The sequence below is a fragment of the Mucilaginibacter sp. A3364 genome, from assembly GCF_059690715.1.
In genome coordinates this window covers 312,416-334,286 of sequence record NZ_JCAWED010000001.1, presented here as the reverse complement: position 1 = coordinate 334,286, position 21,871 = coordinate 312,416, and the positions used below count along the sequence as shown (strand labels likewise).

The window sequence follows — 21,871 nt, the reverse complement described above, 5'->3', positions numbered from 1 at the left end:
TATAGTGTTGTAATAAATTAAGCTTCAGTTGTTTCGTTTACGTTTCTAACCTTAACCTGGTAACCAATACCCGGTTGTACGTTCAATTCTTCCAATACGTAGTAGGTTCTTTCGCTCGCTAATGCTTTTGACACTGCCGAGTTAGGATCATTACGGTTACCGAAGATTATGGCGTTAGCTGAACAGGTTTGCTCGCAAGCCATTTTGATCTCGCCGTCTTTCAATGGGCGTTTCTCAATTTTAGCTTTCAGTTTACCTGCCTGTATACGTTGGATACACATTGAACATTTCTCCATAACACCACGGAAACGGGTAGTTACGTCAGGGTTCAATACTAATTGTGTATGCTCGTTGTTCAGGTAGTTATCAAAACGTGAGTCGTTCCAGTAGTTAAACCAGTTGAAGCGACGAACTTTGTACGGACAGTTGTTAGCGCAGTAACGGGTACCAACGCAACGGTTGTAAGCCATGTGGTTCAAACCTTCTGATGAGTGAACGGTAGCTAATACCGGACAAACAGTTTCGCAAGGCGCGTGGTCACAGTGCTGGCAAAGCATTGGCTGGTGTACTACGGTTACGTTGCTAAAGTCTTGCAGGTGTGCAATTTCTTTCTCTTTGGTAACCATACCTGTTTCCGGGTCGCCTTTGGCTTCACCGTTTTGCTCAAAGCTATAGTAACGGTCAATACGCAACCAGTGCATATCACGACGACGGCGAACCTCGTCACGACCAACAACAGGTACGTTATTCTCGGCATGACAAGCTACCACGCAGGCGCCGCAACCTGTACAAGCATTTAAGTCGATAGCCATTACCCAGTCATAAACAGGGCGCTCATGCTCGTTCCACAAAGATTCGTACTCTTTGTGTTTTTCTTCTTTACCGCTGCCGGCAGCAGGGTTTTTCTTATACTCTGCAAAAGTAGCTTCGCGAATAACGCTGCGGCCTTCGTATGAGTGGTGAGTTTGTGTTTGTGCCAGCTCAATATTATCACCTGTTGGCGATATTAAAGCTACGCCGGTAGTTTGTACCGTACCGTTGCGTAAGCTCAGGAAAGGGAAAGCGTTTTTACCTGTTCCTTTAGCTACCGGGCCACCTTCTGTACGGCCGTAACCTAATGCTACTGATATGGTTCCTTCAGCCTGGCCGGGTTGCAATAACACGGGTAAAGCAATTGAGTAGTTATTTAAGTCAATGTTAATTACGTCGCCTTGCTCTAAACCCCATTTCTTAAGGTCATTGTAAGATGCGGCAGCATAGTTATCCCAGGTTACTTTTGATACACCGTCAGGCAATTCCTGCAACCAAGGGTTGTTGGCACGTTTACCATCGCGGATGCTTCCGTTCTCGTAAACCTGTATCTCTACTTTCTTAGCACCATCACCTTTTAATGCAGCGCTCTGGCTTAAAATAGTTTGAGCAACACCGTTAAGGTCAAGTGTGAAAGTACGCGGCGCAGCTGCTTTATCAGCTACTTTTACAAAGCCGGTTTGCAATACTTGCTCCCAACCTTTTTGGCCTGTTAAGCCGCCCAGTGGTAAAATATTGGCATCCCAGTTGTTTCTAACAAATGTATAGTATGATGCAGTAGTGCTGTTTGCCCAGTTTAACAAGCTTTCCTCGGCCTGGCGAGTATTGTAAACCGGGTTGATGGTAGGCTGCACTACAGTGTAGTAACCATCTGCCGCGCTGGCATCACCCCATGATTCAAGGTAGTGATGGTTTGGCGCTACTACGTTACAAGCCTTAGTGGTCTCGTCCATGGTATCATTAAATGATATACGCAATGGTACGCGGCTTAAAGCGTTAGCAAATTCTTTGCTGTTATGGAGGTCATAAACCGGGTTAGCATTCAGGAAGATAACTGCTGCTATCTCGCTACGTTTAACCTCGTTTACAAACTCATTGATCTCGGCATCGTTACCTGCATATTGTTTTGACACATTGTCAATATCAATAGTGGTACCGTAGCTGCCTAACAATGAGTTGATGGCGTTAACCAATACCTGTGTAGCAACGTCGTTAGAACCGCAAACTACCAAAGCTTTACCTTTAGCAGCAACTAATTCTTTAGCGGCTAAAATGATCGCATTATCGGCAGCTTTATTATCCAGTTTTTTAGAACCCGGTAAAGTTGTGCCTGCAATAGCATTGTATAAGTTTATCAATGCAGCGCCCTGATCAGAGTTTTTAATAGCAATACGCGTATCGGCATTAGTACCGGTTAAGCTCATACCACTTTCAAACTGTATGTGGCGAGACATTTTTTTCGCTTCCAGCGATTTCGCGTTACGGTTTGATACATACTGGCGGGTAAACTCTTCGCCAGAGATCCAGGTACCCAGGAAATCGGCGCCAAAGCTTACAATAACGTCAGCCTTGTCAAAGTTGTAGCGTGGTAAAGCGGCTTTACCAAAGCTGTTTTGATTAGCCTGGATGATACCGGTGTATGATACGGCATCATACTGTACGTGTTTGGTGTTTGGATAAGCAGCAATAAACTCGGCAATAACGGCTTGAGTAGACGGGCTGTATACGGTTGATGACACGATACGGATCTTGGTGCCCGCATCAATAGCCATAGCCAGTTGCAATTTAACGTGATCGTCAATATCGCTCCACTCCATTTCGCTACCGTCTTTCATCGGTGCTTTAAAGCGGTTTACATCATACAGATCCAAAACTGATGCCTGTGCCTGCGCGCTGGTACCACCTTTGGTAAATATATCATTAGGGTTACCTTCAACTTTAATTGGTCGGCCCTCGCGGGTTTTAACCAAAATTGCCTGGCCCTCGTATGATGATGAGTAGTAGTTAGCTACACCCGGCGTGATCTCTTCGGGTTTTATTAAATAAGGTATTGATTTGTTTACCGGTACTTTTTGGCAAGCAGCCAAAGTAACAGCACCTACACCAAAACCTACCGCTTTCAAAAAGTCGCGACGAGGGGTTTTACCCAACAAGCCATCTCCTGTCAATACATCCTCGATAGGAATAGGCTCCGCGAACTCGTGTTTATTTTTCTCAACAAACTCTGGTGTTCTGTTTAGTTCTTCTAAACCTTTCCAGTATTTTTTATTGCTATCCATTTAAGCTATTATATAAACCGTATGCTAAGTTGTATTCTTCTAAATATTAATAGTGGCATTTACCGCACTCGATACCGCCCATGGCAGCCACGCTCACTTTTTCACCTTTTTTGATCATCTCGTGAACGGCAACCATTTTCTCGTAGTAAGCGTTACCTTTCATGTTAACGTCGGTACGTTTGTGGCACTGTATACACCATTTCATGGTAAGCGGGCCATATTGGTAAACCTCTTTCATGGTTTCAACCGGGCCGTGGCAGGTTTGGCATTTAATACCGCCCACTTTTACGTGTTGCGAGTGGTTAAAGTAAGCCAGGTCAGGCAGGTTGTGTACGCGTATCCATTGTATAGGCTTAGCCTTGGTGCTGTCGTAAGTTTGTTTTTCAGCATCAAAACCCAACGCATCATAAATTTTGTGTATTTCCGGCGACTCGGTTTTAACCGTTTTGTGGCAGTTCATACAAACGTTTAATGATGGTATAGTAGCGTTTTTAGATTTGAACGCGCCGGTGTGGCAGTACTGGCACTCAATTTTCATGATGCCCGCGTGCAACTCGTGCGAGTATTTGATAGGTTGTACCGGTTGGTAACCTGTGTGTACGTTAGTGTTCCAAAGGGTAACCCAGGTCCAGCTAACAGTAGCAACCGTACCGCAAAGCTGTATAAAAAATACCAGTTTTTTGTTTTTAGCTATTTTTTTCAGCGTAGCCAGTTTGTCAACTTTCTCGCCTTCTTCTTCCTCAATAACTATGGTACCTTTTTTAAGCAACAAGCGCTCTAAAGTAGCAATAACACGGTTCAACACTAAAATGATGATGAACGCTAAAAGAATAACTGCGAACAAACCGTAAACAACGATGTTGCTCGGGCCTTGATCAGCTGCTGCTGCACCGGCGGCACCGGCAGCAGGAGTAGCTTTGGCTGCTGCTTCTTTTATTTTCGTGTTCTCAGCTTTTACGTAAGCAATAATGTCACCAACGTCACCATCAGATAAACCCGGGAATGGAGGCATGCCCGCCTGGTTATACTCGTTGTAGATCTTTAACGCTTTAGCGTCTTTAGCCGCAATTAACGACGGGTTGTTCTGGATCCAGTGCGTTAACCATTTCACATCGGTTTCCTCTTCCATGATCTGACCAAGGGCCGGACCGGTAGAACGTTTATCGATTTTGTGACAGCCACCGCAAGCGTTGGATTTAAACAAAGCCTCGCCTTTGGCAGGGTCGCCTTGCGCATTAGCAGAAAATCCCCAAACAGACATACATGCAAGCAGTAAAACCGATTTTGAGAATTGTTTAAAAATCAATGAGATGCTTCTCATAAAGTTGTATTGTGCTAAATAGTTATTTTATTAGTGTACGAAAAGGGCAGAAAACAGCGTTGCTGCCTAATTTTTCAGCCACAAAAGTATAATTTATTACACAATGGCTGACAAAGAAATGACACGAATAACTAATTTATAATTATTCTAAATAGTTTGAAATAATTACAAAATCGGCAACCATTCATTATAATATTTGCCATAAACAAAAAGCGCCCTTGCGGGCGCTTTTTAAATTTGTTACTGGCCTAATAGCCATGCAAATATCAGCGGGGCCACTATGGTGGCATCACTTTCCACAATAAATTTAGGTGTATGTATGTCTAATTTACCCCAGGTAATTTTCTCGTTCGGCACCGCGCCCGAGTATGATCCGTACGAGGTTGTCGAGTCGGATATCTGGCAGAAATAGCTCCAGAAAGGGATCTCTTCCATCTCCATATCCTGGTACAACATCGGCACTACACAAATCGGGAAATCGCCGGCAATACCACCACCAATCTGAAAGAAACCTATGCCCTTGCCCGATGAGTTTTTCACATACCAATCGGCCAGCCAGGCCATATACTCAATACCACTTTTCATGGTGGTAGCTTTTATCTCGTTTTTTATAACGTACGACGCGAAGATGTTACCCATAGTCGAGTCTTCCCAACCCGGCACCACAATCGGTAAATTCTTTTCGGCAGCCGCCAGCATCCATGAGTTTTTCGGGTCTATCTCATAATATTGCTCCAGATCGCCGCTTAACAGCATTTTGTACATAAACTCATGCGGAAAATAACGCTCGCCGGCATCATCCGCATCTTTCCATATTTTATGAATATGTTTTTGTAAACGGCGGAAAGCCTCTTCCTCTGGTATACAAGTATCGGTAACACGGTTATAATGATTCTCCAACAAATCCCACTCATCCTGCGGACTAAGATCCCTATAATTAGGCACACGCTTGTAATGCGAGTGCGCCACCAGGTTCATAATATCCTCTTCCAGGTTAGCCCCTGTGCATGATATGATGGCAATTTTATCCTGGCGAATCATCTCGGCCAGCGAAATGCCCAGCTCGGCAGTGCTCATGGCACCGGCCAGCGTAACCATCATTTTTCCGCCTTCCAACAAGTGGGTTTCATAGCCTTTAGCCGCGTCCATCAAAGCTGCAGCATTAAAGTGCAGGTAGTTTTTCTCAATAAACTGGGAAACAGGTCCTTTTGTAGTGCTCATTTTTATACAATTATAATGAAGGGGCAAAAGTAGGGAAATTTTTAAGGAGTGGTAAGTTTTGTGGTGTTAAGTTTTCGATAGGGTTTGTCGCATGGCGATAACTCACCCGGTTTACGCTTCGCTGCACCACCCTCTCTTCGACTTTGGCAGAAAGAGGGTTGGACTGACTGGAGAAAATAAAAGCATCCCGCATTACCCTCTTTCCGCGGAACGCGAAGAGAGGATCGACAAGTGTGCCGATGTCGGGGTGAGTAATCTACGTCAGATAATTACAGCATTGCCTGCGGCCCGGGCCATCCGCTTATACGCATGCGCCGAAGGGGTCTTCGGACAGGCATTAGGCTCAAGGCCGGTATTCGCTCCTATCCCTAATGCGGGTACAACTAAATCCTTCCTTGCCCTACGTTTGCAACTACAGTTCTAATCCTTATTTTTATCCTAGATCCTAAACAATGACACCAACAACCAAACGCGTTCCTGCTATTGTAATATTCCTTAATGTTGTGTACTGCGGTATTATTATATTTTGCACCCTTTTTGTAAGCGCTTTCTTTTTAGGGGGAGAAAAACAAGTGAAACACATTAAACAACATACACTATCCTACAGTGCTATCAGGCTGCTTGTCGACCTGATTTTTGTGTTATGCACGCTAATTATAACGGCTTTGCTTAACTTTATCACTAAAAAAATACTCAAACAAACCTTTTCTGTGTGGCGAATCTTCTTGATAGAGTTTTGCATATGTTGTGCAGCTTCCGTTGTGTTTGTTTTATTGATTTGGTATAGTTTTTAAAATTAAAGAGCTCCTACGTTAATTGGCACGTCCCCACCCAAAAACCATACACCACCGCCGGCAAAACAAAACATCCTCTCCCCCTCATCTTCCCCAAAACACCCAATATCTTTCATTCATCGATACATAATATGCATTCGTCGGTACATTGGCGGGTGCGGTAAGGTTGTTGTGTTTATGCCATCAAACAACACAAATACATTATGAAAAAGTTATTTTTATTAGTCACGGCCCTTTCCCTTACCCTATTTGCTTGTAAAAAGGATAATGCCAACAAAGGCAATACCGCCCACGTAACCGTTAAAATGACCGATGCCCCCGGCGCGTTCAATGCCGTTATTTTAAGCGTTAAAAGTGTAGTAATAGTTACCGATAAAGGCGAACAGACGCTCGACGTTAATGGCGGCCCTATTGATATCCTGCGTTTCCGCGCCGGTCGTGATACCGTACTGGCCGATACCGATATCCCGGCAGGCACCATACAACAAGTGCGCCTGGTATTAAACAGCACCGGCAACCGGGTGGTTGTAGGCGGTGTATCATACGACCTGACCACCCCTAGCGGACAAACATCAGGCGTTAAACTAAAAGTGAACGAAACCTTTACCGCCGGCCTGGCCTATACCATGCATCTTGATTTTGATGCCGCGCAATCTATCGTGTTAACCGGTAATGGTAAATACATTTTAAAACCGGTTATCAGGGCATTTGCCACCGCAGCTTCGGGTGCACTTACAGGCGTAGTTACCCCTGCCGCTTCGGCACCAAAAGTATACGCCATTATGGGTACCGATACCGTGGGCAGCGTGACCGATGCCAATGGCAAATACTACTTCCCGGGCCTTACTGCCGGCAGCTACCATGTAAATTTTATACCGCTTAGCCCTTATGCCGCCAAAATTATTACCAACGTAACGGTAAATAACGGTGCTGTTACCGATATGGGTACCGTAGCAATTACGCAGTAATACTGCTCTATTATATAATATACGCTAGGCAGCGATGGTTTTTAATACAGGCCATCGCTGTTTTTTTTAAAAGCCCCTCCCTCCCCCTAAATTATAATAAGTATAAACTACACTTTGAGACAAGCGATATAACCACACGCCTTATTTTAGCCGCCGAAACCATATACGCTATGCTAAAACCTGTACAACTAACCTTACTGAGCATATTAATTACAGCCACATCGGCCTTTGCACAAACTGCAAGCCTTAAAGGCAGTGTGATTGACGCGCAAAGCCAACAAGCGGTTGAATATGCCAGCGTGGTTTTGTTAAAAGCTACAGACTCCGCCGTTGTTGCCGGTACTTTGGCCAAGGCCAATGGTTCCTTCGCTTTTGCTAAAATACCCGCGGGTAATTATGTGCTTAAAATAGCTTTTATAGGTTATCAAAACAGCTTTAAACCCATAACATTAACTGATGCCCCGGTAGACCTGCGCGCCCTAAACCTCACCCCCGCGCAGCAACAGCTAAATCAGGTTAACATAAGCGGCCAGCGTACCGATGCCATAAGCAATAAAATTGATAAGCAAACCTACCGGGCCGCACAGTTTGAAAGCGCCCGTGGCGGTACGGCTATTGATGTGTTGAAAAATCTGCCATCTGTTTCTGTTAATGCCGAAGGGGGAATAAGCGTGCGTGGCTCTTCGGGCTTTTTGGTGCTCATTAACGGCAAACCTGTTTTAACCGACGCGCAAACTGTATTAAGCCAGCTACCTGCCAACAGCCTGCAAAATATAGAGCTCATTACCTCGCCATCGGCCAAGTACGATCCTGATGGCAAGGGCGGCATCATCAACATCACCACAAAAAAAGGTATCAATGATGGCTTTACCCTAACCGCCAACGCCCAATACGGCCTGCCCAGCACCGGCGATCATGGTAACAAAGAAAAACCAAAACGTTTTGGCGGAGATGTACTGTTAAACTACCGCAGCGGCAAATGGGATATATCTGCCGGAGGTAATTATCTGCGCGCCGATGTTGCCGGCTATCGCGAGGGCGATGTTTATACTAAAAATTTCGCCAATAATACCATCACCCGCTTTCCCTCGAACGGCGAACGTAGTTTTGATAAATATAATTATGCAGGCAGGTTTTCGGTGAACTATACGGCAGATGGGCATAATACATTTTCTGCAGGTTTATTTGCGGGCCAAAGGTTTCAATCGCGCCTGGCGGATATTTTGTATAACAATACCACGGCCAACCTTACTACCGGAGCGCCCATAAAAAGCACTACCTACTTTAACTCAAACCTGCAAAGCAAACAAGGATCGTTCACGCTGGGTAATTTAGATTATACGCACACCTTTAACGATGGTTCTACGCTAACGGCTTCGGCACTGTACGAACATGCTAACCTGTACGGCGATACCAAAAACCGTAACCTTAAATACCCAAACGTTGCCGACACTATTCAATACGTATATAATCCCTACAAAAACCCAATAAACGGCTACCGCTTTAAATTGGACCATGCTGTTAAACTAGGCACAGGCAAACTGGAAAGCGGTTACCAATTTAGGTATGATACACAGGAGGGCCAGTTTGATTACTTTGTTAACCCGGCTACTTCGCAGCCCGATGCGGCCCGTTTTCGCGGCAGCGCCAAAGCAAAAAATCAGATCAATTCGGTTTATTCGCAATACTCAGCCAGTTGGGGAAAGTTAAGCTATGTGGCAGGTTTGCGTTATGAGTATGCCACACGTACGGTAAACTTATCATATGATTCTAAGCCGCATCAGCTTGATCTGTCAAACCTGTTTCCTTCTATTAACCTATTGTACACCATTAAAGAAGGCTGGCAGGCCAAAGCGGGCTATAGTAAACGGGTGCAGCGCACCACCAATTTCGAGCTAAACCCTATCCCCGAGCGCGAACACTCGGAAACCCTGGAACAAGGCGACCCCGACCTACTTCCCGAATTTGTTGACCTGGCCGAACTAGGCCTGATCCGCAACCCTGGTAAAGGTTCGTTTTTTGCAACACTGTATTATCAAAACATAAAAAACCCTATACAACGCGTTAACAGTGTGTATGCTGATACTATTTTAAACCGTGTTTTCACCAATGCCGACAGGGCCCGATCTATAGGGCTGGAAGTAGGCACCAACCTACAGCCAACCAAGTGGTTTACCCTTTACCTTGGCGGCAACGTTTACAATTACAATATAAACGGAAATCTTAAAATTGTGGGCGTAACATCGTATGCCGGCAATTCAAGCTGGGCATATTCGTTTAACACCAATGCCACCTTTAAACTGGGTGACACCTGGAATTTGCAGGCCAATGTAAACTACTTGTCGCGCCGCCCTACAGTACAGGGTGAGGATTCGCGCTTCCTGGTACCGAACACTGCACTAAAGAAAACCTTCATGAACGGCCGCATGGCTGCCACCCTGCAATGGCAAAATATGGACCTGGGCATGAACCAGGCAAACCGCCAGCGCATAACCACCCACGGCGCCGATTTTTACACCACTACCAACTATATTTATGAAACTGATGTGTTTTTACTGAACCTCAGCTTCAACCTCAATAAACTAACCGGCAAATCAAAACTGCCAGGCAGCGAGTTTGGCGATAAGGAGTTTTAAGTAATAACTTGCGCTCGTTTGTAACGAGTGCTTAACATGGGTAGGTGTTTGTAACGCCACCTCCCAATAATTTGGCATGTGTAGCACCCGCTACAAAAATCGCGTCCAACTAAAAAATTAACAGTTAATAATCAACACTGTAGCATGCTACACCAGGTGTAGCAGCGTAGCGTGCTACGCATAGTCCGCTACAAATATAATTTGGCATGTGTAAAATTTACGCTGATATATCAGAGTGCGGCGGCTTTAACTTATCTTAGGCAAACAAACCTCTGCCATGAAAAAGTTGCCGGCTATTGTAATTATTACCTTGTTAAGCATAGCCGCCGCACCCGCGCTGGGGCAAAGTATCCTCCCAAAATTCATCCGCAAAATGTACTTCGGGCGCGATAGCAGTAAGCATAGTAGTTTTGTGTTGCTGCCTGTGCTCGCTTCGGCCCCCGAAACCGGCCTTGAAGTAGGTGGTGCCGGCCTCTATTCATTCTATACCGATACCCTGCACGCCGAAACCCGCGTATCAAACATTTATGCGTACGCGACCATAACTGTAAAGGGGCAAAACCGCTTTAACCTGAGTACCAATCGCTGGTCGCCGCAAAATAAGTATCACTATACCGTTACGCTTAACTTTATAAACTTTCCCGCCAACTTTTACGGCATCGGCAACCAAACTCGAAAAGCCGACGAGGACATCGTAGCCGAAAAACGTTACAAATTTGCCATAGAAGCCGAAAAACTGGTAGCCAAAAACCTGTACCTGGGTATAAGCACCGGCGCCTATAACTATACCTACCGAGATGAGGCAGCAGGCGGCGTATTCAGCACATCGCCCGCTATTGAAAACCCCAATGGCGGCGGCCTGGTGTACCTTGGCCCCAGCCTGATATTCGACGATCGTAACAACAACACCTATACTACCAAGGGCATATTATTCAATGCCCAGTACCAGTTGATGCAGGGCATATTCGGTAACAACAGTTACACCGGCGGCCTGATGAACGTTAGTTATTCGCAGTTCATATCCATCAGCAAAAAGTTAGTATTGGGCTTAGATGCCCAGGCGCAGAGTTTAACAGGCGGCCGTTCGCCATTTTACCTGCTGCCTCAATTAGGCAGCGACGAGATGATGCGCGGCTATTACCGCGGCCGGTACCGCGACCGTAACCTGCTGGCTGCCCAAACAGAACTGCGTTATCGTTTTACCGACCGCTTTGGAATTGTAGGTTTTGCAGGCACCGGCGAGGTATTCGACAGCTCATTCAGCTTCGCTCAACTAAAACCAAACTATGGCGGTGGCCTGCGTTATTTCTTTGATATCGAAAAAGGCCTAAGCATCCGTATTGATTACGGCATGGGTCAAAAACCAAGCAGCGAAAAGCGGGAAAGCGGGCTGTATGTGGGCTTAGGACAGGCTTTTTAAGCGATCAAATTTTGATCATAAAATCTTCCTTAGCCTGTCCGGGTTTGAAGAACACCAACCCTATCCAAAACAGATCTACCGTGGCAGTTACCTGCGGGTGAGCTTTGATCTGCGCCCAGGCTTCCTTCATACCCTCGCTCCAGTAGATATCATCAAAAATGAGGAGGGTGTTTTCGTGTACTTTGGGCAGACACCATTCAAAGTATTTCAGCGTGGCGTCCTTCTGGTGATTACCATCAACAAAAACAAAGTCCAGCTTATCCAGCTTTTCAATTACGCCGGGCAGGGTATTGTCAAAATTACCGGTGATGAGTTCGATATCCTTTAAACCGGCCTTTGCGAAGGTTTCTTTGGCTATGCTGGCTGTTTCGGGGCAACCTTCCAGGGTGTAAACTTTGGCTTGCGGGGCAGCTGTTTGAAGGTAAACTGTGGTGGTGCCCAGGCAGGTACCCAGTTCAATAATGCTGGCGGGCTTAAAATCGGCAGCCAGGCGGTGTAGTAGCTGGGCCAGGCGCGGCGGTTTGAGGGCGTTTTTGGCAATGTCGCCAACGCGTTTGCGGCGATCATTATTAACGTGCGAACCGGCACCCAGATCGGTAATGATGATCATCCGATCGTCAGAAAGCAGTTGCCGGCGGATATTTTCTATTTCTTCGTATACTTTTTTGGCATGAAAATCGTAAATAACTTCATCAACTAAACGGTATACAAATGGCGAATGCAGGCCATGGCGTGTTTTGGCTTTTAAGCGGTATAAAAGGTAGTCCTTAGCGAACCTTAAATTAAACATGTTGTAAAATTATATAAACGTTTAGTATTTTAGCTTAACGGTATGATAAATCTCGCAGAAGTTAACTCATTAATTCGCCTTCTTGACGATCCCGATCAGGAGATATATAACCACGTACACCAAAAATTGTTGTCGTATGGCAGCGAAGCTATCGAACATTTAGAAAACGCCTTTGAACAGGCTTTTGATGCTGTGCAACAGGAGCGTATTGCCAACCTGGTGCACGAGATCCAGTTCGGTATTGTAAAAACCGACCTGCAGCTATGGCATCAAAGCGGGGCCTTCGATCTGTTACAAGGCATACTCATCATCAACCGCTACCAATATCCCGACCTTGACGAGCAAAAGATCATCAACAAAATTGAAACCATAAAGCGCGACATATGGATACAAATGATGAACGATGCCAGCCCGGTGGAGCAGGTAAAACTCATCAATCACGTATTTTACAACATCCATGGTTTTAGCGGCAACACCACTAATCACCAGGATCCACAAAACAGTTACCTTAACCAGGTGCTTGAAACCAAGAAGGGCAACCAGATACTGCTGGCCATCATCTACTCGGTAATAGCGCAAAAGCTGGATATACCGGTGCATGGCGTAAATCTTCCGCAGCACTTTATATTGGCGTATGTTGACGAAAGCCAGCAGAGCGAGTTTGAAAACGGCATCTTGTTTTATATTAATGCCTTTAATAAGGGCTTTATCTTCGGCAGAAGAGATGTAGATATGTTTTTGAAACAGCTTAACCTGAGTTACGATAAGCAGTTTTACGAACCCTGCTCAAATACCGAGATCATCAAACGTGTACTCCGCAATCTCATCAGCTCGTACGAGCATTTAGGATCGGCAGAAAAGGTAGCCGAATTGCAGGAACTGCTGGGCCTGTTAAATTAAGGTTAATACATTCATCCCAATTATCAGGGCTTACATCCCAGTTATTTAGCAGATATCAATTTGCGAGCTACCTTGCGGCATATTAATTTTACAATAGATGAAAGATCTGTTAAAAAAGCCGCTTACTGTTGAGAAGGTAGAGTTTTGGGCCGCAACCTTTATATATGCCTGCCTAACTTATGTGCTGGTTTACAACTTGTTTTTGCTAACAAATACGGGGCATAACACCACACCTAATATTAACGAGTATTACCGACGAGACGTACCGTACTCTTTCCTTAAAAATTATTTCATACCGCAGTTTTTTAAATACACGGCATTTTACGGTGCATTCCTGCTATTTAACTTTCTTATTGTTCCATCTGTAGCAACGGGCCGCCGTATTGTTTTAAGCATTGTGCTGGCGCTTTTGTTATTTGTTACGCTAAGCACCGTACTAGGCACTATTGGCACCTGGATGCAGAGTTATTTATTTAAAGGCTCAAGCGAAGAATATGTTTACAGGCGCGTTTTTAAGGGGCAATTTACCGTTGCATTATGGGCTACCGCTTTGGTGATATTTTACACCGTTGCCAAATACTCGTTGTTATACCTTTACCAAACCTTTTACAAAACAACCGACCTTACCCGACTGCAGCGCGAGTGCCTGGCGGCTTTAGGCGTATGGTTTTTAAGCATCATATTCCTGGGGATGACCAATTGGCAAAAGCCAATTATTATGTTCTGGGGCGAGGTAACATTATTCAGTATAGCCCTATATTGGTTTTCTTCATGGCAAACTATTCCGAAATTAGTGGCAGGCAAAGGAGCATTTAAAACCTTCGTACTGAAGGTCGCGGCAATTTTGTGCTTATCATTTTTCCCGGTAGCGGTGCTTTGTTATATGTTGCTGCCACGAATTGAGGCCGCTTTAGTTATGAATTTACTGAATGCCGGGGCAGCTTTATTTATTGTGGCGCCTCTATCCTGGCATTTATACAATATCCGCGTAGAAAAAACGGCCGAACTAACCGGCCTGAAAACTGCTCTTAATCAAACATCGGCCAATGTTGATCTGCTTCGCTCGCAAATAAACCCGCACTTTTTATTTAATGCGCTTAATACACTTTACGGCACGGCCTTGCAGGAAAAAGCCGACCGCACCGGTGAAGGCATACAAATGCTGGGCGATATGATGCGCTTTATGCTTCAGGAAAACGTGCAGGAACAGATATCGCTAACGCGCGAGCTTGACTACCTGAATAATTACATCGCCCTGCAAAAACTGCGAACACAAACATCACCCGATATATTGATACAAATTGAGATAGAGCAGCAACCCAACAGCTTGCAGATAGCGCCTATGCTACTGATACCTTTTGTAGAAAATGCTTTTAAACATGGTATTAGTCTGCGTAATCCATCGCACATTAAAATTGCCTTGAACACCAGCGGAAACCAATTGTTTTTTGATGTTTACAACAGCACTCACGCCAAGCCTGATAACGACCCCGAACAAAACAAAAGCGGCATAGGGCTGGAGAATGTGCGACAACGCCTGCAACTGGTTTACCCCAACCGGCATGACCTGGTTATCCGCGAAAGCGCGAAGGAGTTTTTCATCCATTTAACCTTAACCCTAAACTAATTAAGCAATGAAAAAACTTTTACTGCTGCTCATCCTAACAGCACGTAGTGCCTGTGCATTTGCTCAATTTAAACTAAGCGGCAAGATCAGTAATTACAACAGTGCTGATGAGTTGAAGATAAACATCCCCGTGGTATATGGCTATAACCGCGAAAATGATATCATCATACCGGTGGACGAAGACGGCAGATTTGTGGTTACTTTACCCGTTAAAAAACTAAAGTTTGCAAGCCTCATCTTTAAACGTGAGTTTCATTGGCTGTTATTAAATCCGGGTAAAAACCTGGCTGTAACGCTGGACGAGCAGGGCAAACAGCTGGAAAACACCAGCGGCACCGCGTTACCCGAAAATAAGGTACTTACCGCGGCCGACCTGGAAGAGTACCCCTCATTTTTCAGGATGGAAGTGTTACAGCCGATGTTGGCTTTAGTAAATTGAACCGGGAGACGATTATCCCCTACCTTGCAAAACGTGATGCCAAGATCAAAGCGGTTAACCAATCAACAATTACCCCGGATCAAAAGAAAGTAATGGTTTTCGAGCTTAAATACATGGCTTATAATTACCTGTTTGAACTAGGCCTTGATATTCTCAAAAACAAAACAACTATTGATAGCTTAAAAGATTTTTTATTTAACACTACCAACGTGAAACCCGAGGTACGCCTTGCCGGGCCACAGTATTACACATTTACCCGTCGTTATTTAGGCTACGTGGAAGCCAAAGTTATCGCGACAGCAAAAAAAGATGGCATTAAACCTAACCAGCCCATACCATTCTATGGCATTAGTTTAGACAGCGCAACCGTACTGGTTGAAAAATATGGTACCGCCTACCTAAGATGGCTTGATGCACAAAAAGCTTTACCTGCTGATGTGACCGAACAACTTACCTACCACGATATTATAGCGCTTTGTAACGATAAAAACCTGGTGACTGCACAGTTAATGGCCAATTTATTTGCGGCCAAATTTAAAACCAGCACTTACAATGCTGATATTAAACAACAGGTAGCTCATTTAAAAAATCTGATAGCTACCAATAAATTTAATCCTAATATTATTGTACTTGATAACTATGCCACTGTAAAATCCGTTTATGATGTGGTTAAAAACTACCCGGGCAAAGTTGTTTACCTGGATATGTGGGGAACCCGGTGCGGCCCGTGTAAAGAGGAGCTAAAATTTATGCCGCAGCTAAAAAACGCCTTCAAAGGCAAAGATGTGGTATTTGTTTATTTAGATGTTGACAACGATGATAAGGATATGGAGTGGAAAACCTTTATTAACCTGAGCGGCATGACGGGTGTACATTTACGCAAAACACGTGCAACCGTTGCTCCGTTTTGGAAAGAGTTACTGGCAGATAATCCTGACAAAGAAGAATCATATCCGCAGTATTTTATATTTGACAAAACGGGCAAATTGACTGTTAGCAAAGCCTTAAGGCCTAGCAGCCGTGAAGCGCTTTACGCACAAATTAAATCAGTACTGGATAAAAATTGATCAGGAGAGGCATCCATTCGCGAAAGCAAAAAAGAATTCGTTGTACATATAAATTACAATTAACTTAGCAAACCAATTTACACTAAGCTATTTAAAAAATTTATCTCCATTACATGAAGAAGAATATCGTTATTCTGTTTGCTTTTTTAGTTTGCACCGCCACCGCGTTTGCACAGCAGTTTAAAATACGCGGAAAGATAACCAACTATAACCCACAGGAAAAGTTACAGATAAACATTCCGCTTGTTTACGGCTTTTGGGAAGAAAACTCCCGTACAATAACTGTAAGAAAAGACGGCAGCTTTGCCATTGTTTTGCTGGTTAACAAGCAGCACTTTTCTAACCTTACCTTTCAGCGCCTGTTTCATCCCATACTGATAACTCCCGGCAAAGAATTAGTTGTAAGCCTGGATGGTAAAACCAATAAATTAACGATGGTGGGCGGTTCGGCTGTGGAAGAGAACAAAGTGGTACAGGCTGTTGATATTGAAGAGTTTCCGTACTTTTTAAAGGAGATAGAAACCTATCATAAGTTTAGCTATAATGACCTTAACAGCAAAGTTGTTGTGCCTTACCTGGCTGCACGCGACAAAAAAATTGCGTTTATAAATAAAGCGCCAATAAGCAATAACGATAAAAAATACATTGCTTCAGAAATTAACTACGCCGCCTACAACCTGATTTTTGATATAAGCGGCTACAGCGCGGTAGAAAACAAAGACAATATTGACCGCATGATCATTACCTTGTTTGATAAACTAAGCACCAAACCCATGGTATTCCCGGCAGGGCCGCAGTATTACATATTTGTGCGCAATTACGTTACGTATATTGATACCAAAGCCTTCAGAAAAATTGAGCAGGAAAAAATTAAACCTACAGCACCTATGCCTTATTATGGCATACCGTTTAAGCAGGCCGATGAACTGGTTAATAAATACGGCAGGCCCTACATGCGTTGGGTGGGCTGCTTAAAATTTTTCCCCGATCATGTTACCGAGATTTTCACCTATCAGCAAATAGTAAACCTGTATCATAACAATATGCCATCGCAGGCTTTCCCGCTGGCCGATGCCTTTATTAAAAAATTCCCTAACAGCAGGTATAACGCCGATATTAAAGCCAAGCTTAGGATATTGCTTGAGAAAACCAAATAATGTTAAAAGCCATTGCCATTGATGATGAGCCCCTGGCGTTGGAGGTTGTAAGATCGCACGCCGCCAAGGTGCCCTTTATTGAGCTGGAAGCCGAGTTTACCGACGCTTTTAAAGCAATGGACCATTTGCAGCGCGAGGCAGTCGACCTCATCTTCCTTGACATTAAGATGCCCGATATTACGGGCATCGATCTACTGAAATGCATAAGCAAAAAGCCGATGGTGATATTTACCACCGCTTATTCTGAGCATGCTGTTGAAGGGTTTGAGCTGGAAGCGATAGACTACCTGCTCAAGCCCTTCTCGCTGGCGCGTTTTATCAAAGCCTGTAATAAAGCCAACGAACTTTATTTACTAAAAGGCGCAGCCGATGATAAAAAAGATTACCTGTTTTTAAAATCGGGCTATGAGCAGGTGCGGGTTAGCTTTGCAGACATTTGTTACCTGGAAGCTACGGGCAATTACGTAAACTTTGTTTTGCCCGGTAACACCGTACTTACCCGCCTTACTATTACCGAGGCCGAAAGTATGCTACCGAACAATAAGTTTATCCGCATCCACCGTTCGTTTATTGCCGCTATTGACAAGATCGATAAAGTGGAGCGGCACCAGGTAACTGTTAATGGTGCCATACTTCCCGTAGGTAGCTCATACCTTCAAAATATCAGCCAGATAGGTCGTTTGTAACCTGAGTATTTCTAGCTTTAAACGTCATGCAAGTGATAAATTTACTATGCATGCAGAATAAATTTATCATTTCACTTGCTAAACACGCTGTAAATTAGGTAAATTGCACATCCTTTGAATACGATAAAATACAAGAGCTATGACTACAGAGACGCTGGACATTAAGATCACTAAAACTACAAAATCGCGTTTAGCAGAAACCGATTTTGACAACCTGATTTTCGGACGCACATTTTCTGACCATATGCTGGTGGCTGACTATGCCGACGGCGAGTGGAAGAATTTTGAAATTGTGCCTTATGGCGATATCCTGGTCAGCCCGGCTATTTCATCACTACACTACGGTCAGTCGTTTTTTGAAGGTATAAAAGCCTACAAACATGCTGATGGTACGGCATCAATTTTCCGTCCGGATAAAAATGCCGCACGTTTTAACAAATCGGCCGAACGTTTGTGCATGCCAACTATACCTGAGGATGTGTTTTTAACCAGCCTTGCCGCATTAATTGACCTTGACCGTGATTGGATCCCTTCAAAACCAAATCATTCGTTATACATCAGGCCGTTTATGTTTGCAACCGACCAGTACCTGGGCGTGCAACCATCAAAAACCTATAAATATATGGTCATGACCTGCCCTGTAGGCCCTTACTTTTCAAAAGCCCTGCGTGTTAAAATTGAAACACATTACACCCGCTCGGCAGAAGGCGGTATGGGCTATGCCAAATCATCGGGCAACTACGGCGGTTCAATGTATCCGGCCAAAAAAGCTACCGAGGAAGGCTTTGACCAATTAATATGGACAGATGCCAAAGAGCATAAGTACATTGAAGAAATGGGTGCAGCTAACGCGATGTTTGTACTTGACGGCAAACTAATAACACCATCAACACAGGATACTATTTTGGACGGTGTAACCCGCGATACGGTTATCCAACTGGCCAATGATTTTGGTTTCCCGGTTGAAGAGCGCCGTGTATCGGTAGCCGAACTGATCGAAGGTGCCAAAAACGGCAAACTAACCGACGCATTTGGCGCAGGTACTGCAGCAACCATTGCCGCGGTAGGTTCAATAAGCCATAACGGTGAAGAATATACACTGATCGATCCGAAAGAACGCGAGTTCTCACAAAAAGTATTGAAAACCTTAGACGATATCCGCTACGGAAAAGTAGAGGATACACATGGTTGGAATTATATTGTGTAAGTACCAACACATTCATAAACAAATAGCCCTTGCAGTATGTAAGGGCTATTTTTATTTAGTTACTTTTGTTAAAGATGGAGATTATCAAATTATTAAATGAATACAACGATCTGGCGATAGCAAACGTCATCGACCATGAGAAATTCAGTTTGATAGCGATTGACCACCATTCTACACGTATCGAAGGCTCTACCCTAACCGAAATTGAGGCACAGGTTTTAATTAATGAAGGTAAAACCCCAAACGGTAAACCTTTAGAAGAAAGTTTAATGGTGACCGATCATCACGCGGCTTTGCTTTACACATTAAAATCTGCCAAAGCCAAAACACAACTGACAGTCGGCATCGTTCAGCAAATTAATGCCTTGGCAATGAAAGGCACCGGCAAAGTCTATAATACGATATTGGGCAATATAGATTCGGCAACGGGAGCTTTTAGAAAAGGCAATGTGACGGCAGGAGTATCGTATTTCCCTAACTTTGATAAAGTTGAAAGGCTGACTATCGACCTGGTAAAGCAACTTAACCAAAGTATGAGCAGACAGTTATCAGTTGAAAAGCAACTAAATCTTTCATTCGATGCCCATTTTAATTTAGTGAGCATCCATCCATTTTACGATGGCAATGGACGCACGTCACGCCTGCTGATGAATTATATACAGGCTTACTATAGCTTGCCACTAGCGATCGTTTACAGCGAAAACAAAGCAGCCTATATTCAGGCTTTGGTTGATACCCGCGATAAAGAAGACATCAACATCTTCAGAAAATTTATGACCAGCGAGTATTCGGCCCTGTTAGAACAGGAGATAAAAAAATTTAAGGAGATGAAAAATCCGTCTAAGGGTAAAGGTTTCTCTTTGATGTTTTGATATTAAAGATTAGTACCTATCAAACGTATAAATAAAAAGGGCTTACAAATTTGTAAGCCCTTTTTATTTGAAAGGCGCTAAGCCTAATCTTTAATAACTAATCTTAAATCGCTAATCCACACTCACGGTCAAACCTTCCTGCTGAAGGATCTTACGATATATCTCCATTTCGGTGAATGAACCTTCCAGTACAGCACATTTGCCGTCGTTATGTACTTTCCAGGCTATTTTTTCGGCTTGCGATTCGTTGTAGTCCAAATACTTCATCATGCAATAAATAACATGATCAAATGTATTCACGTCATCGTTCCACAGTATCAGTCGATGAACCTCTTTTAACCCAGCCAGCAGTTCTTCAAGCGTAAAGGTTTCTTCTTTTGTTTCGGTAGCCATTTGCACGGCAGCAAATTTACGCAAAAACGCTGATAGCTAAAACTTATTCTTCCACATCATGCTCTCAACCGGGCGCGTGGTGGGGTTGTTGTATTTGGCGTTCTCTTTTTTGTTATATAAAGTTTCGATATCGCCTTCCACCACAAAATAAATTAACTGCCCGATAGGCATGCCTGCGTAAACTCTTACAGGCTGCGCGCATGATATCTCCAAAGTCCAGGTATTGCAAAAGCCGACATCGCCCTTGCCTGCCGTTGCATGAATATCAATACCCAAACGGCCGGTGCTTGATTTACCCTCCAGAAAAGGGATGTGTTTATGGGTTTCGGTGTATTCAACAGTTACACCAAGGTAAAGGGTGCCGGGTTGCAGTACAAAACCGTCCTTCGGTATTTCAAAACCTTCTATTTCATTATGCTTTTTGGCATCAAGCACCCTGTCTTTATAAGTAGCAAGGTATTTACCTAAATGCACATCGTACGAGTTAGTGCCAAGGCACTCACGTTTAAAAGGTTCGATAATGATGTGGCCTTTTTCAATTTCCTCGAGGATGCGTTTATCTGATAAGATCATGGTATTTTGCTTGGGGTGCTAAAATTAGAATTAATTGACCTAATTTTGCTATGCTTTTTGCAATTTTACCATATGGCAATAGTATACCGGCAACGTATTGATGATGATACAGAATTTGCCCTCTGGAAGATAGAGGAACAGGCAGATGAACTGTACCACCAATTACAGTTGGACGAGCACGAAAAAGCTTTTGTGGAGAACATCAGCAACGGCAAACGCCACCTGCACTGGCTGGGTACCCGCGTACTGCTACGCAAAATGCTGCGCACCGATGAATATATTGACTGTAAAGTTGATGAACACGGAAAACCTTATTTAACCACCCTGCCCTATCACATATCATTAAGCCACTCGTTTGATTATGCGGCGGTGATGATCAGCAAGAAAAGCCCTGTGGGTATTGATATTGAACAGGTAAAGCAAAAGGTGGAGCGTATTGCCCATAAATTTATGCGCCCTGCCGAACTGGCTTACATTGCAGAAGAACATAAAATACCACAATTATACGCTGCCTGGTGTGTTAAAGAAGCGGTATACAAATGCCACGGCCAACGCGAAGTATCATTTATGGATGATATATATATTGAGCCATTTACCTATGCCCCGCAAGGCGAAGTGAAGGCCACGCTAACCAAAGACAACGTGCAACTAAAATACGACGTTGGCTATATGGAATACGAAGACTACATGATAGGTTACGTGAAAGGATAA

General features: G+C 44.0%; 18 protein-coding genes. 12 read left to right on the top strand and 6 right to left on the bottom strand.

Going from position 1 to position 21,871, the window contains the following annotated elements; translation table 11 throughout:
• Positions 1-17: 17 nt before the first annotated feature.
• The 3 genes from AC59JT_RS01365 to AC59JT_RS01355 form a co-directional block, all read right to left on the bottom strand.
• The gene (locus tag AC59JT_RS01365; protein ID WP_497395366.1) at positions 18-3,089 is read right to left on the bottom strand and encodes a TAT-variant-translocated molybdopterin oxidoreductase; all 3,072 of its coding nucleotides are present in this window, start codon (positions 3,087-3,089) and stop codon (positions 18-20) included.
• A gap of 46 nt (positions 3,090-3,135) precedes the next feature.
• The gene (locus tag AC59JT_RS01360) at positions 3,136-4,410 is read right to left on the bottom strand and encodes a c-type cytochrome (RefSeq protein WP_497395364.1); all 1,275 of its coding nucleotides are present in this window, start codon (positions 4,408-4,410) and stop codon (positions 3,136-3,138) included.
• A 240-nt stretch (positions 4,411-4,650) separates the two neighbouring features.
• Entirely contained in the window at positions 4,651-5,631 is a 981-nt protein-coding gene (locus tag AC59JT_RS01355) for a deoxyhypusine synthase family protein (RefSeq protein WP_497395362.1), read from the bottom strand.
• A 997-nt stretch (positions 5,632-6,628) separates the two neighbouring features.
• Between AC59JT_RS01355 and AC59JT_RS01350 the strand changes: the two genes are divergently transcribed.
• From AC59JT_RS01350 to AC59JT_RS01340, 3 genes are all read left to right on the top strand, one after another.
• The gene (locus AC59JT_RS01350) at positions 6,629-7,393 is read left to right on the top strand and encodes a DUF4382 domain-containing protein (protein ID WP_497395360.1); all 765 of its coding nucleotides are present in this window, start codon (positions 6,629-6,631) and stop codon (positions 7,391-7,393) included.
• Between the two features lie 170 nt (positions 7,394-7,563).
• The gene (locus AC59JT_RS01345) at positions 7,564-10,029 is read left to right on the top strand and encodes a TonB-dependent receptor (protein WP_497395358.1); all 2,466 of its coding nucleotides are present in this window, start codon (positions 7,564-7,566) and stop codon (positions 10,027-10,029) included.
• Between the two features lie 277 nt (positions 10,030-10,306).
• Entirely contained in the window at positions 10,307-11,449 is a 1,143-nt protein-coding gene (locus AC59JT_RS01340) for a BamA/TamA family outer membrane protein (protein ID WP_497395356.1), read from the top strand.
• Positions 11,450-11,453: 4 nt separating this feature from the next.
• On the opposite strand, the gene AC59JT_RS01335 is transcribed toward AC59JT_RS01340, so the two are convergent.
• Positions 11,454-12,239: an O-methyltransferase gene (locus AC59JT_RS01335; protein ID WP_497395354.1), complete on the bottom strand. Its 786-nt coding sequence runs from the start codon at positions 12,237-12,239 to the stop codon at positions 11,454-11,456.
• A gap of 42 nt (positions 12,240-12,281) precedes the next feature.
• On the opposite strand from AC59JT_RS01335, the gene AC59JT_RS01330 reads away from it, so the two are divergent.
• From AC59JT_RS01330 to AC59JT_RS01295, 8 genes are all read left to right on the top strand, one after another.
• On the top strand, positions 12,282-13,139 hold the full coding sequence (locus AC59JT_RS01330; RefSeq protein WP_497395352.1) for a transglutaminase family protein: 858 nt from the start codon (positions 12,282-12,284) through the stop codon (positions 13,137-13,139).
• Positions 13,140-13,236: 97 nt separating this feature from the next.
• On the top strand, positions 13,237-14,766 hold the full coding sequence (locus tag AC59JT_RS01325; protein WP_497395350.1) for a sensor histidine kinase: 1,530 nt from the start codon (positions 13,237-13,239) through the stop codon (positions 14,764-14,766).
• Between the two features lie 7 nt (positions 14,767-14,773).
• Positions 14,774-15,205 (top strand): hypothetical protein, encoded by a 432-nt coding sequence (locus AC59JT_RS01320; protein ID WP_497395348.1) that lies wholly within the window; start codon positions 14,774-14,776, stop codon positions 15,203-15,205.
• Complete coding sequence (locus AC59JT_RS01315; RefSeq protein ID WP_497395346.1) at positions 15,202-16,272, top strand: TlpA family protein disulfide reductase; 1,071 nt, start codon at positions 15,202-15,204, stop codon at positions 16,270-16,272. The genes AC59JT_RS01320 and AC59JT_RS01315 overlap by 4 nt, the downstream gene beginning before the upstream one ends.
• Positions 16,273-16,385: 113 nt before the next feature.
• Positions 16,386-17,429: a hypothetical protein gene (locus AC59JT_RS01310; RefSeq protein ID WP_497395344.1), complete on the top strand. Its 1,044-nt coding sequence runs from the start codon at positions 16,386-16,388 to the stop codon at positions 17,427-17,429.
• Positions 17,429-18,115 carry a LytR/AlgR family response regulator transcription factor gene (locus AC59JT_RS01305; RefSeq protein WP_497395342.1) on the top strand — a complete coding sequence of 229 codons (687 nt, stop codon included), beginning with the start codon at positions 17,429-17,431 and terminating at the stop codon, positions 18,113-18,115. Before AC59JT_RS01310 ends, AC59JT_RS01305 begins: the two co-directional genes overlap by 1 nt.
• A 139-nt stretch (positions 18,116-18,254) precedes the next feature.
• Positions 18,255-19,322: a branched-chain amino acid aminotransferase gene (locus AC59JT_RS01300; RefSeq protein WP_497395340.1), complete on the top strand. Its 1,068-nt coding sequence runs from the start codon at positions 18,255-18,257 to the stop codon at positions 19,320-19,322.
• A 74-nt stretch (positions 19,323-19,396) separates the two neighbouring features.
• A complete protein-coding gene (locus tag AC59JT_RS01295) occupies positions 19,397-20,194 on the top strand; it encodes a Fic family protein (protein WP_497395338.1) in 798 nt (265 codons plus the stop codon).
• Positions 20,195-20,305: 111 nt separating this feature from the next.
• Here the strand turns inward: AC59JT_RS01295 and AC59JT_RS01290 are convergent, their stop codons facing one another.
• Both AC59JT_RS01290 and dcd read right to left on the bottom strand, forming a co-directional pair.
• Positions 20,306-20,587, bottom strand: coding sequence for an ATP-dependent Clp protease adaptor ClpS (locus AC59JT_RS01290; protein ID WP_497395336.1), 282 nt, complete (start codon positions 20,585-20,587; stop codon positions 20,306-20,308).
• A 36-nt stretch (positions 20,588-20,623) separates the two neighbouring features.
• Positions 20,624-21,160: a dCTP deaminase gene (gene dcd, locus AC59JT_RS01285; RefSeq protein WP_497395334.1), complete on the bottom strand. Its 537-nt coding sequence runs from the start codon at positions 21,158-21,160 to the stop codon at positions 20,624-20,626.
• Positions 21,161-21,232: 72 nt separating this feature from the next.
• Between dcd and AC59JT_RS01280 the strand changes: the two genes are divergently transcribed.
• A complete protein-coding gene (locus AC59JT_RS01280) occupies positions 21,233-21,871 on the top strand; it encodes a 4'-phosphopantetheinyl transferase family protein (protein WP_497395332.1) in 639 nt (212 codons plus the stop codon).